Source organism: Streptomyces sp. NPDC006923 (genome assembly GCF_040635655.1).
Taxonomy (GTDB): Bacteria; Actinomycetota; Actinomycetes; order Streptomycetales; family Streptomycetaceae; genus Streptomyces.
Genome location: NZ_JBEYIF010000021.1, coordinates 39534 through 52326 on the forward strand (window position 1 = coordinate 39534; position 12793 = coordinate 52326).

The 12793-nt window shown below is 69.4% G+C and carries 10 protein-coding genes; 4 read left to right on the forward strand and 6 right to left on the reverse strand.

The window, feature by feature from the left end; genetic code table 11:
* Window positions 1–197 precede the first annotated feature (197 nt).
* The 4 genes from ABZ707_RS29750 (at window position 198) to ABZ707_RS29765 (ending at window position 5641) form a co-directional block, all read left to right on the forward strand.
* The gene (locus ABZ707_RS29750; protein WP_360180797.1) at window positions 198–2207 is read left to right on the forward strand and encodes an ABC transporter ATP-binding protein; all 2010 of its coding nucleotides are present in this window, start codon (window positions 198–200) and stop codon (window positions 2205–2207) included.
* Between the two features lie 288 nt (window positions 2208–2495).
* Window positions 2496–4157 (forward strand): ATP-binding cassette domain-containing protein, encoded by a 1662-nt coding sequence (locus tag ABZ707_RS29755; protein ID WP_360180799.1) that lies wholly within the window; start codon window positions 2496–2498, stop codon window positions 4155–4157.
* A gap of 138 nt (window positions 4158–4295) precedes the next feature.
* Window positions 4296–4922 carry a hypothetical protein gene (locus ABZ707_RS29760; protein ID WP_360180801.1) on the forward strand — a complete coding sequence of 209 codons (627 nt, stop codon included), beginning with the start codon at window positions 4296–4298 and terminating at the stop codon, window positions 4920–4922.
* 29 nt (window positions 4923–4951) lie between these two features.
* Window positions 4952–5641 carry an alpha/beta hydrolase gene (locus tag ABZ707_RS29765; RefSeq protein WP_360180803.1) on the forward strand — a complete coding sequence of 230 codons (690 nt, stop codon included), beginning with the start codon at window positions 4952–4954 and terminating at the stop codon, window positions 5639–5641.
* A gap of 152 nt (window positions 5642–5793) precedes the next feature.
* On the opposite strand, the gene ABZ707_RS29770 is transcribed toward ABZ707_RS29765, so the two are convergent.
* The 6 genes from ABZ707_RS29770 to ABZ707_RS29795 all read right to left on the reverse strand — a co-directional run bounded on the left by ABZ707_RS29770 (window position 5794) and on the right by ABZ707_RS29795 (window position 12708).
* Window positions 5794–7905 (reverse strand): DUF305 domain-containing protein, encoded by a 2112-nt coding sequence (locus tag ABZ707_RS29770; protein WP_360180806.1) that lies wholly within the window; start codon window positions 7903–7905, stop codon window positions 5794–5796.
* A 145-nt stretch (window positions 7906–8050) separates the two neighbouring features.
* A complete protein-coding gene (locus ABZ707_RS29775; protein WP_360180808.1) occupies window positions 8051–9259 on the reverse strand; it encodes an MFS transporter in 1209 nt (402 codons plus the stop codon).
* A gap of 201 nt (window positions 9260–9460) precedes the next feature.
* Window positions 9461–10189: an SDR family oxidoreductase gene (locus tag ABZ707_RS29780; RefSeq protein ID WP_360180810.1), complete on the reverse strand. Its 729-nt coding sequence runs from the start codon at window positions 10187–10189 to the stop codon at window positions 9461–9463.
* A 364-nt stretch (window positions 10190–10553) separates the two neighbouring features.
* Entirely contained in the window at window positions 10554–11183 is a 630-nt protein-coding gene (locus ABZ707_RS29785; protein ID WP_360180812.1) for a TetR family transcriptional regulator, read from the reverse strand.
* A 288-nt stretch (window positions 11184–11471) separates the two neighbouring features.
* Window positions 11472–11753: a hypothetical protein gene (locus ABZ707_RS29790; RefSeq protein WP_360180814.1), complete on the reverse strand. Its 282-nt coding sequence runs from the start codon at window positions 11751–11753 to the stop codon at window positions 11472–11474.
* A 490-nt stretch (window positions 11754–12243) separates the two neighbouring features.
* Window positions 12244–12708, reverse strand: a complete 465-nt coding sequence (locus ABZ707_RS29795) for a nuclear transport factor 2 family protein (RefSeq protein WP_360180816.1) — start codon at window positions 12706–12708, stop codon at window positions 12244–12246.
* Window positions 12709–12793: the final 85 nt, after the last annotated feature.

A 12793-nucleotide genomic window follows, 5' to 3' on the forward strand; every position in this document is an offset into this window, starting at 1 on the left:
AAGCACCGCGACATTGAGGCAGTCGACGTGTGTCCGGCACGCGTCCTGCGTCCCTGGCTGTCCGGGCGGATCGAAGACCTTGTCACCGCCTTCCGCCAGGACGGCACCGGGCCATGGAGCTGTACGTCCCACGTCCCGGCCGCGACCGCCCGCTTGTTCCCCCAGCCTTCGCACCACTGAGCCCCGACAGGAGCCCCATGGCAGAGCGAGAATTCCGCGCCGGTCAGTCCGCGGCGGGATCGTCCGAGTCCGAGGAGATGCTGTTCGGCGGTCCGCTGCGCTATGACCTGGGCTGGAACACGCATGAGGACGCGTTCCTCGATCTGACCTTACGGTCCATGCTCGTCAGGCTGCCGCGTCTGATCGGGACGACAGCACGGCTGGCCTGGGAGGCGGACAGACGTGCCCTGTCTCTGGTGACTTTCGCCGAGGTGGGCCGGGGCATCTGCCAGGCGGCCGGCCTGATCGCCGTCAACCAGGTCCTGGCCCAGCTCCTGGCCGACGGGACCACCACCGAGCGGCTGACCGGCGCCGCCCCCTCGCTGGCCGTCGCCGGGGGAACGGCCCTGGTGGGCGCCGTCCTGCGGGCCCTGTCCACGGCGGGTACCGGCAGGCTGGAGCCGAAGGTCGAGCGGGTCGCCACCGAGCGGTATCTGTCGCACACCGCGAGGGTCGAGCTGGAGGCCGTCGAGGACGACGAGTTCCACAAGCTCCTCGACAGCGCCCAGTACGGTGCCGGCTCGGCCCGGCGCATGGTGAATTACGGACAGAACGTCGTCAGCGCGCTGCTGTCGCTGATCGCCGCCGCCGGGGTCCTCGCGGTGCTGCATCCGGTGCTGCTGCCGCTGCTCGTCGCGATGACACTGCCCAGCGCGTGGGCCGCGCTGACGGTGGCCCGCCGCCGGTATCTGTCGTTCCAGGCGTGGGTGCAGCATTCACGGGCCGGCCATCTCATCAGCCAGATGCTGATCTCCACCGATGCCGCCGCCGAGATCCGTGTCCACAACGTCGGGCCCTTCCTGCTGCACCACTTCCGGGCGATGTCGCAGTCGCAGGAGGCGGAACAGGGGAGGCTGGCCGGGCTCGCGGCCCGCACCGGCCTGATCGCCGCCGGGTGGACCGGGCTCGCGACGGCCGCCGCGTACGCCGCCCTCGGCGGGCTGCTGTGGACCGGGGCCATGGCGCTGTCCGTCGGCGGTACCGCCGTGCTCGCCATCCGCACCGGCTCGTCCAGCCTCGACAGCCTGGTGCTCCAGGTGAACCACATGCACGAGGAGGGGCTGTTCGTGGGAGACCTGAACCGGCTGTGCGAGGAGGCCGTCCACCGGGCGATCCCGGTCGGTGGCCTGCCGCTGCCCCAGGCGCCCACGGCGATCACCTTCGAGGACGTGGTCTTCACCTATCAGGGCAAGGAGGCCAAGCGGGCGCTGGACGGAGTCAGCCTGACCATCCCGACCGGCAAGATCGTCGCGCTCGTCGGTGAGAACGGAAGCGGCAAGAGCACCCTGATCAAGGTCCTGTGCGGGCTCTACCGGCCGGACTCCGGACGCGTCCGGTGGGACGACGTGGACGCGGCCTCGGCGGACCGGCAGGATCTGGTCTCGCGCGTGGCGGTGGTGGGCCAGGACTTCTACCGCTGGCCGTTCACCGCGGCCGCGAACATCAGCATCGGCCGGCCCGATGTGCCGGTCAGCCGGGAGCGACTCGACCAGGCGGTCGGGTACGCGGGCGCCGAGGGCTTGATCGCCGAGCTGCCACGGGGCTGGAAGACGCTTCTCGCCCGTGGCTACAAGGGCGGCCACCAGCTCTCCGGAGGCCAGTGGCAGCGCCTCGGACTCGGCCGTGCCCATTACCGGGGCGGGGAGATCCTCATTGTCGACGAGCCGACGTCCGCCCTCGACGCCAAAGCGGAACAGCAGCTCTTCGAACAGATCCGCCGCCTCGCCGACGCCGGGCAGACCGTCATCCTGATCACGCACCGGCTCGGAAGTGTGCGGGCGGCGGACCTGATCCATGTCCTCGACCGGGGACGTGTCGTGGAGAGCGGGACCTTCGCAGAGCTGCTGTCCGACGACACCGAAGGTCCGAAAGCCTTCCGCGACCTCTACCGGATCCAGGCGGCCCAGTACGCCGTCGTGGCGCCGGTGGTACCCGCTCAGAACGGCCGCCCGCCCGTACCCGGCCACACAGCGACCGGCCGGCCGTGAACCGGCCCCCGCGTGAGCGTCTGCGGTACAGTCTGGGGGTCCTGTTGTCTCCGATAGAGGTGGACGTTGCGCATCTGAGGTTCGCGATCATCGCGCGGTACGGCATTCGCCGTAGTCCGTCACGTCGTAAGCCGGCTTTCCGCCGCTCGTGACTCCGCGTGGATGCGACCTCGGTGCCTGAGCCGTCCCTCGCTCCCGGAGGGCCACACCTCTCTCTCGGTTCGGTCGCCGCGTGGTGCTCGCATACGAAGCCCCCCATCCGCCGCGCATGCGACTGCGAGAATCATCATGGCCAACGCCAACACCCCCAGCGCCTCCCTGACCTGCTCCGCCCTGTCATTCCAGTGGTCGGACGGCACACCGGTCTTCGACGGGCTCTCTCTCAGCATCGGCCGGGGCCGCACCGGCCTGGTCGGCGCCAATGGCACCGGCAAGTCCACCCTGCTGCGACTGCTGGCCGGGCTGCTGCGCCCCTCCGGAGGGTCGGTGACCGTCGGCGGCAGCCTCGCCCACCTGCCGCAGAACATCACACTCGACACCGCACTCCGCGTCGACCAGGCCCTGGGCATCGCCGAGCGGCGTGCCGCGCTGCGCGCCATCGAGGCCGGAGACGTGAGGGACGAGCACTTCGGGACGGTCGGCGACGACTGGGACGTCGAAGAGCGGGCCCTCGCGACCCTGGGTTCGCTCGGACTCGGCGACGTGGAGCTGGACCGCACCGTGGGGCAGATGTCCGGCGGGGAGACCGTACTGCTGCGCCTGGCCGCGCTGCTGCTGGAGCGCCCCGACGTCCTGCTGCTCGACGAACCCACCAACAACCTCGACCTGTTCGCGCGCCGCAGGCTCTACGAGGCGGTCGATTCCTGGCGTTCCGGTGTGCTGGTCGTGGTCAGCCACGACCGTGACCTGCTGGAGCGTGTGGACCGCATCGCCGAGCTGCGGTCCGGATCGGTGAGCTGGTACGGAGGTGGCTGGTCCGCCTACGAGGAAGCTCTGGCCACCCAGCAGGAGGCCGCCGGGCGGATGCTCCGGGCCGCCGAGGCCGATGTGCGGCGGCAGAAGCGCGAGTTGGAGGAGACCCAGATCAAAGTGGCCCGCCGGCAGCGGCACAGCAAGAAGATGGACGCCCAGCGGCGGGCCCCGCGCATCGTCGCGGGGGAACGCAAACGGTCCGCGCAGGAGTCGGCGGACAAGCTCCGCGGTGTGCACGAGGACCGTCTCCATGAGTCGCGCGAGCGGCTCGACGAGGCCGCGGAGGCGGTCCACAACGACGCCGAGATCCGGGTGAGTCTCCCCCACACCGCCGTCCCGGCGGGGCGTACGGTCTTGAGCCTGCACGGGCTGCGGCCCCGGTTCGGCAAGCTGCGCGAAGGAAACCTCCATGTGCACGGGCCCGAACGCATCGCGCTGGTCGGGCGCAACGGAGCCGGTAAGACCACCCTGCTGCGCACTCTGACCGGGGAACTCGCGCCACTGTCCGGCGAGGCCAGGACCTTCGTGCCGCTGCGGTTCCTGCCACAGCGCCTGGACGTACTGGACGACGAACTGAGCGTCGCGGCGAACGTGGCCCGTAAGGCTCCCGGGATCACCGACAACCACATCCGCTCACAGCTCGCACGATTCCTGTTCAAGGGAGCACGCGCCGAACAGCCGGCGGGCACCCTCTCGGGCGGAGAGCGCTTCAGGGCCGCCCTCGCGGCGACGATGCTCGCCGCACCGGCCCCGCAGCTACTGATGCTGGACGAGCCGACCAACAACCTCGACATGGCCGGCGTCCGGCAGTTGACGAGCGCGCTCGACTCCTACGAGGGCGCGCTCCTGATCGCCGGTCATGACTTGGCCTTCCTCGAATCGGTGGGCATCACCCGCTGGCTGCTCCTCGCGGAGGAGCTCCAGGAGACCAGCGCCGAGGAGGTCCGCGACCTGCTCGAAGCGTCAGAGGCGGGCTGAGAGTCCGGCGGTCCCGCCGGTCTTCGGACGCCGCGCCGCGCGGGTCGGCGGCTCGTCGCGGATCTTGAAGGGAACCGGACGACGGCAGCGCGACGTCCCATGCCGTGCTGTCGTCGTCCGCCGCTGGAGGTGCACCGTATGCTGGCCGCTCTGGGCCTGCTCTTCGCCGCCGTGCCGCTGATCGCCTGGGGAATGGTGACGCGGACCCGGGTGATCGGGTCGGTGTGCGGCGCCGTCCTACTGGCCTGTGCCGGTCTGCTGATCGCCGTACAACACGGCTGGGTGGCGGCGCACACGGTCGACGCGCATGCGCTCTACGCGCTCTGCACGGCGCTGCTTGTCGCTCTCGGCGGAAGTCTGGAGCGGCGGCAGGAGGGGCGCGCGCCCGCTGAGTGGGTTCATCGGCGGAACGGGGCCGTCGGCCTCCTGGGGACGCAGACCGCACTCACTCTCTGCGGCTGCCTGCTGTACGTGGCGCTCGCCGGCGCGTCGGTGCCGTCCGCCCGCGCGGTCCCCCCGCTTCCGCCCGGCCTCACGGTGCTCGCGCAGCACAATGGCTGCGGCTCGGGCAACTGTTATCGCTTGCTGGAGATCGGCAGTACGAGCCGGCTCTCCCGGGCGGAAATCGTCCGGAAGCTCGACCGTCCGCACGAGACCTGCCGCCCCAACGGCTGGCTGCTGGACCGGCGGGACCTGTGTGTCGGAGTCGACGACTCCGGTGACCAGGTCCGGCTCTATGTCACCCTCAGCGATCTGATGGACTGACCCGACCCGCGAGTGAAGGATTCCGTCCCATGGCGACGTACGTATTGATCCATGCGGCGGCGGTCGATTCCTGGTACTGGGGGCCGCTGTCCGCCGAGCTGCGCAGCCGGGGCCATGACGTCGTCGCACCGGATCTACCGTGCGACGACGAGTCGGCCGGACTGGCGGAATACACGGACACCGTCGTCGAGGCGATCGGCGCACACACCGATCTCGTCGTCGTCGCCCACTCGTTCGGCGGTTTCACCGGCCCGCTGGTGTGCGACCGAGTGCCGGCGGACCTGCTCGTGATGCTCCAGGCCCAGGTGCCGGCGCCGGGCGAGTCACCGGGGCAGTGGTGGGGCAACTCCGGTTATGGCCCGGCGCGGGTGGAGGCCGACCGCCGCAGGGGTGTCGCGGATGGCGTGGCGGAGGACACCCTCTCCCTCGTTCTGCATGACACTCCGGCCGACGTGGCCGCCGAGTTCATGGCGGAACACCAGCGCCACCAGGCGCCGACTCCCTTCGGCGAGCCGTGGCCGCTGGACGCGTGGCCGGACGTACCGACCACGTTCCTGCTGTCGTCCGGCGACCGCTTCTTCCCGCCCGAGTTCATGCGGAAGATGGTCGCCGAGCGCCTCGGTTTCCAGCCGGACGAGATGCCCGGCGATCACTGCCCCATGCTCGGCCGTCCGGAGGAACTGGCCGACCGCCTGGAGGCGTACCGCGCCGGACTGTGAGCGGGGCCCTGGGCTCGCGTGCCCCGGCACCGCGCCTCGCGGCGTTGCCGGTGGAGGAGGGAGCCGACGCTGGCTCCCTCCTCCACCTTAAGACCCACGGCGCCAGACCCCGCTCCCCGATCCAAACGAAAGACCCTGGTCCGGGCGGCGTCTCACCGCGTTCCGGTGCCCGCCGCGGGTGCCGGATCCGGCGACGGTCCCGGCGGGAGCGGCATGGGGCTGTAGCGCTCCTGGACGGCCACCGGGACCTCGCTGTCCGCCGGCGTGATGATCAGGAAGCGTTCGCGGGCGCGGGACCTCGCCGCCTCCGTCGGGGTCAGCACCTCGCGCAACAGCCCGATCGCCTGGCTGACCTGCGCGCCCGCCACATTCGTGGTGAACATGGTGAGCACCTCCTTCCGCCCGAACGGCGCGGCCCTGTTCTGGGTGAGCCAGAGCTTGTAGTTCTTGCCCGGTTCCAGGCCCGTCGCGGCGACTTGGAGCAGGTCCAGCGCCCCGAGCGCGTTCACGGAGACGGTGGCGTGCGCCCGCCCGCCGCTGCCCTTGGGCGCGCTCAGCGTGAGGTGACCGGCATGGCCCGCGACACCGAGTGGCTGGAGGTTGGCCGTACCAGTGCCGGCCGGCACGGCCCGGGGGACGTAGAGCAACTGCTGTGGCTGCTGGCCGACGGGGATGGTGGCGATCACCGTGTTGCTCAGGGTGTCGATGGCGATGACGGCGTCCTGGTTCTCCAGCCCGACGTAGACGCGTGTGCCGTCGCCGGACACCCAGATCCCGTGCGGCAGGTCGCCGGTCGGGATGGTGGCCACCAACGTCGGCACCCTGCCGCGCCGGTAGACCTTCACCTTGTTCTCCCCGCCCACCGTCACATAACCGAACTTCCCCTTGGCGTTGTCGACGAGGGTGACGTGATTGGTGATCGGTCCGCTGTCGATCGTCGAGAGGATGCGGAACGGCGGGTGGGCGCTCATCACCTGGGTCTTGCCGGAGTCCTTCAGCGTGAACCAGACCTCGGTGCCGTCCCGGCTCACGGCCAGGTTGGGCGAGAAGGGACTGGCCTGGGGAACGCGGGCCACCACGCGGTACGTCCGGGTGTCCACCACGTTCACCTCCGGAGTGAAGCTGGAGGGTACGAAGGCGTACCTGCCGTCCGGCCGGAACAGCACCATTCCGGGCCCGTTCGCCGTCTTCACCCGGCGCTTCTCCCTCATTTTCACGGGGTCGATCACCGAGACGTACGCCTCCCCGCGTACGGTCGCCCAGAGTTCCTTGCCGTCGGGCGTGAAGAACGTCTCGTGCGGCGAACGCCCCACATACACAACGCCCTTGACCTTGTTCGTCGCCGTGTCGATCAGTGTGACCGAGTTGGATCCGATGGAGACGACGGCGAGGGTCCTGTGGTCCGGCGAGAATCCCCCACCGTGCACGAGCAGTTGATTCTTGTACAGCGGGCTGAGCGCACCCGGGACGGGGTCACCGAGGCGGATCGTGCCGAGGAGCCTGTTGGCGGCGGGGTCGATGACGGAGACGGTGTTCGACGTCTGGTCGGAGGTGTACACCCGGTCCTGGCCCGATATCGGGATCACCTCTTCCGCACCCGTCCCGGCCTTCCGGTCGGAGGATTCCTCACGCGGCCGTATCGGCTCGTGCGGCGCGGGGTGCCGGCCGTGTGACGGCTTCGCCGGCATCCGGCTCCTGAGCACGCCGATCTCCTGCTGCTGCGTGACGATGATCTCGTGGGCCAGCCGCCGCAGGACGGGGTCCTTGCCGTGCTCCAGGACCGCCTTGGCCATATCGACGGCCGCCTGGTGGTGCGGCATCATCAGGGCCGCGAAATCATGATCGGCGTTGCCGGTCATGGGCGACTTCGCCATGGCGTCCATCATGGCTTTCATGCTCTCGTCCATTTTGCGCGCGAACGGTCCCTGGCCGCTCGCGTGGGTCGGGTGGTCATGCCTCGATGCCGCCGTCCGCTGTCCTTCGGACAGACACGCGACCAGGCTCAGAGCGAGGCATCCGGCTGTTCCGGTCGCGCCCAGCCGACGAAGTGCGCTGGCTTTCATCCGGTCACTCTCTTCCCACCCGGCACGGCCGGGTCGACATGGCTGACGTCCCGGACCGTGGCTCCGCCTCGGCGGCCGCCCGTCACGGATGGCTCCCGGTATCGGATTCGGGCGTGGTCCACACGGGAGCCCGACCGAAGTCCCCACTGGGTGGTGCGCCCCAGTCTTCTCAGCCGACGGACGGATGTCGTCCCCAGCCATGCAGTCGAGTGAATGGCAAGTCCCGCTGAGCCAGGCCCCCTTCACCCTGTCGGCGGCCAGGTGACGGCCGTTCGCGGGACGGGTCCGGAGCCGGCGCGGTCGGACCGTGTCGTACGGGAAGGGGCGCCGGGCGCTTGTCAGCCGTTCACCGGTGGGCGTCGGCGAGAGAGACACTTGCCGCCTCGCCGGTCGCGAGGCCGGTACGGCGCCTGTCACCACGGTCGAGAAACCCCGCCACCAGCGCGACCACCAGGCCGACGACGGCGAGAACGGCGCCGATCACGGCACAGGACATCCATCCCTGTCCGGAGGCGATCGCCGCGCCGCCGAGCCATACACCACCGGCGTTGGCCAGGTTGAACGCCGAGTGGTTGGAGGCTGCGGAGAGCGTGGGCGCGTCGGAGGCGGAGCGGATGACCATCATCTGCAGGGGCGCCGTCATCAGGAAGCCGACGGCGCCGAGCAGAACCACCATGATCAGGGCCAGCCAGACGATGTGGGCGGTGAAGGAGAACGCGACCAGGACGACGGCCAGTCCGCCCAGACTGGCATGGACGGTGGGGCGGGCCGCGCGGTCGGTCAGCGGACCGGCCGCCGCCACTCCGATCGTCATGCCGACACCGCACAGCGCCAGTACCCACATCACCGAGGACTCCCCCAGCCCCATCACCTGGGTGGTGATGGAGGCCAGATAGGCGTAGGTGGCGAAGACTCCGGCGAAGCCGAAAATGGCGGTGGCCAGTCCCAGCAGTACCTGGCGGTTACGGAAGGCCCGCAGTTCACGGCGCAGACTCTGCTGCGGCTGGACCGGCTCGTAGGGAATGAGCGCGGCCAGCGCGGCGACGGCCACCACACCGATGCCGGTGACCACCAGGAAGGTGGCACGCCAGCCGAGATCCTGGCCGAGCAGGGTGGCGGCGGGGACTCCGACGATGTTGGCGAGGGTCAGACCCAGCAGAATGGTGGCGACCGCCCGTCCCTCACGCCCCTTGCGGACGAGTCGGGTGGCGACGACCGATCCGGCGCCGAAGAAGGCACCGTGGGGCAGTCCGGAGATGAAGCGCCCGGCCATCAGCCGGCCGAAGTCCGGGGCGAGCGCGGAGAGCAGGTTGCCCGCCACAAAAATGCCCATCAGCATCACCAGCAGCCATTTGCGCGGCATGCGGACGCCGACGACTGCCAGGAGCGGGGCGCCGATCACCACGCCGAGCGCATAGGACGAGACCAGGTTTCCGGCGGTGGGCACCGTGATGTGCAGATCCGCCGCGACGTCGGGCAGCAGGCCCATGATGACGAACTCGGTGGTGCCGATACCAAAAGCGCTGATGGTCAGCGCGAGGAGTGCCAGAGGCATGGAAGGGGGCCATTCGGTGAGATGACTGCGGCGGGAGGGGCTGGAGGAGCGACGACGGCCGAGGCCGGTACCGGCCGCCCGCCCGGACCGGCCGAGGGCACGTGCGTCCGCCGGCTCGGCCGCCGGTGGCCCGGCGGGGCCGCCGACGGCTGCCGTCGCGGCGCTCCCTCACCGGTCCCCGGCAGGTTTGACGGGCACGGGTCAGCCCATGCTGAGGCGTCCGCCTGCCACTTCCAGGACCACTCCGGTGATGTAGCTGGAGCGGCGGGAGGCGAGGAAGACGACCGCCTCGGCCACCTCCTCGGGCTCGGCGATGCGCCTCATGGCCGTGGTGTCGGCGATTTTCCTGAGAGTGTCGGCGTCCATGTCATCGGTGCCCGGGGTCCGGGTGGGGCCGGGCGCGACCGCGTTCACCCGTACGCCCTTGTCCGCGTACTCGGCGGCCCAGACCTCGGTGAGCTGTTCCAGCGCGGCCTTGGAGGCGGAGTACATGCCGGTGCCCGTGGTCGTGACGGCGGCGGCCAGGGTGCTGATGTTCACGATGGATCCGTACCCGCGCTCGACCATGCCGGGGGCCAGCGAACGGACCAGCAGGTAGGGGGCCTTGGTGTTGAGATCCATATGGAGGTCGAACAGTTCGTCCGTCATGTCGGAGGTGGGCAGGAACTTGTAGATGCCCGCGTTGTTGATCAGGACGTCGACCGCACCTGACTCCTCGGCCAGGCGCAGCACGTCCTCGGTCTTGCTCAGATCGGCCTGGACGAAACGCGCCGTACCGCCGGCGGCTTCGATCTCGGCGACGACCTCATGGCCGCGCTGGGCATCGCGGCCGTGCACCACGACCTCGGCTCCCTCCTGTGCGAGCTGTACGGCCACGGCCCGGCCGATGCCGGCCGTGGCTCCGGTGACGAGGGCGGTCAGTCCGGACATTGCCATGTCGTTCCCATCGGATAGCGAGCCGAGTGCGACCCGGCTCAAGCGTGGATCCTTCTCGGTCCAGCCGGAGGCGGCTGGGCTCGGAGACCAGTGACTGCTCGGGGACCGGTCTCCCCGCCCGCCAGTCGGGCGACCGCCTCGATGAAGCCGCCTCGCGACGACGCACCGCGCCGGACGCCCAGGCGGGTTCGCGAGGATCGACCGGACAGCACCCAGAGGCTCGGCTGAACGAGGGAAGGGTCGTTCTCCCGTCGCTGGAATGTCAATTCCAACCGCTGGACGGCGCTCGCGCACTTCGGCGGAGGGTCAAGGACCCTCCGGCCGGGGCAAGGCCGGAGAGGTGAGGCGTGCCGGATCGTCAGGCGGCGAAACTGCGGATGTGGTCCAGGACGGCGTCCAGAGCGGCGGCGAGGTGCTCGGGATCACGGTGGATCTGCGTCAGCAGCACACCGCCCTGCAGTGCCGCGAGCAACGCGGCGGACAGCCTGTCGGGATCGGCCTCCGCACGCATTTCTCCGCGCTCACGCATTCTGTGCAGGCCGGAGCGAATGGGCTCCTGCCAGCGGGTGAAGGCGGCGGCCAGATACGCACGGGCCTCGGGGCTGGACTCGACCAGCTCGCTCGCCAGCGCGCCGAGTTCGCAGCCCCCCGCGCAGCCGTTCTCGATCTGCAGACTGACCCTCTGATCACGCCATGCCTTCAGGGCGTCGAAGGAGTCCAGGTGGTCGAGGAAGGGCTGCTGGCGCTCGAAGGCCGCTTCGGCCTGGAAGGCGACGACGGCACGGACCAGGCCCCCTTTGTCGCCGAAGTAGTGGTAGAGCTGGGAGGCGCTGACGCCGGCGGTCTCCAATACGTCCTCGACGGTGGTGCGCGCGGCGCCGCGCTCGGCCATCAGATCGGCGGCCGCCCGGACGATGCGGTTCTTGGTGGCCTGTCCCTGCGCGGTCAGACGGGGTGCCGACACCGGCTTGCGAGCGGTCCTGGACATGGTGCTCAGGCTACGCGCCCCCGGACGCGGCCAGGTCCTGTCGCGGTAACAACCGGACCCGCCGGACGGACCGGGCGGCCTCGTCGCACAGCACGGGCCGGTCGGCCGCCCGCGCTCACGGCTCCCCCGCCCGGCCCGGGATCCGACTGACCCGGGAGGTCCGTCGCGAGGAGGACCGGGAATACGACGTCGGGTGGCACAGGGATAATCCTGTGCCACCCGACGCTTCCGCGTTGTGTGTTCGTCCTACACATACGGCGTAGCCGTCAGGCAGACGGCCGTTGCCCGTCAGCTCTTCGCGAGCGAGCAGGCGTTCTGCGCGACAGCCGGCGGGACGGCTGAGACGTTGGTGAGCAGAAGACGGCACAGCAGGGAGTCCAGCGGCAGACCGGTGCCACCGACCGTGCAGGCCAGATTGGTGTCTGTGGTCGAATAGCCGTTCTCGGCGAGGTAGGACGTGCAGTCACTGGGTGCCGCCTGCGCGGTCGGCGCGGCGAGCACCAGTCCGCCGAGAGCGGCCGCGACAGCGACCATCACAGCGACCACTCGGGAACGTACGGTACGGAACATGATTCCTCCTGAGGGTGAGCGCTCATCGCCTCTCCGCAGTCCGTGCGAAAAGGGATTCCAAGGCGCATTGCATTGAATTCCCTCCATTCCCGACCGGGCAATCAGTTCGGTAACTGTTCTAAATTGCGATGCGAATGTAATGAGACACCGACATCCACTCATTCCTGTCATATCGGTTGTTTTCTTCAGACCCCTCGAAACACAAGAGCCCCACCAGCCCCAATGACCTCGTGGCCTCACACGCTTCTGACGGAAAGGGAAAACAAACGCATACGCGCTTGGCATATTCGAGCACCGATTTACGCGCGATAGATGCACAGAGATGGCCTGAAAGCGCTGTAACGCACGCAACAGACAAGGCGTCCAGGCCACCCGGACGGCCGATTCACGCAAAGACAGCAGGCAGGAGTGCTCACCGGGCCGTCCCGCCCGGGAGACCCACGAGGCCGGCCCCTGCCCTGCCTGTTGTCACCGGCCTGTCGTCACCGGTTCAGAGACCCAGATCGCTCAGCCCCGGGTGATCATCGGGGCGGCGGCCGAGCGGCCAGTGGTATTTACGCTCTGATTCCTTGATCGGCAGGTCGTTGATGCACGCGAAACGCGCTCGCATGAGTCCGTTCTCGTCAAACTCCCAGTTCTCGTTCCCGTAGGAACGGAACCAGTTCCCGGAGTCGTCGTGACATTCATAAGCAAATCGGACCGCGATTCGATTTCCGTCGAACGCCCAGAGTTCCTTGATCAGCCGGTACTCCAGTTCCCGCTGCCACTTGCGCGTGAGGAACGCGACGATTTCCTCCCGGCCATTGATGAACTCGGCGCGGTTGCGCCAGCGCGAGTCCGGTGAATAGGCGAGGGACACCTGCTCGGGATTACGGGTGTTCCAGCCGTCTTCGGCGCCGCGGACCTTCTGAAGGGCGCTCTCGCGGTCGAACGGCGGGAGTGGGGGTTTGGTCATGTTCGTCTCCTGAGTCGTGCCCGCCGGGAGCGAAAAAGGCTGCCCTGCCCGGCGTACGGAAGGTGTTGATCACTTGACCCGGAGG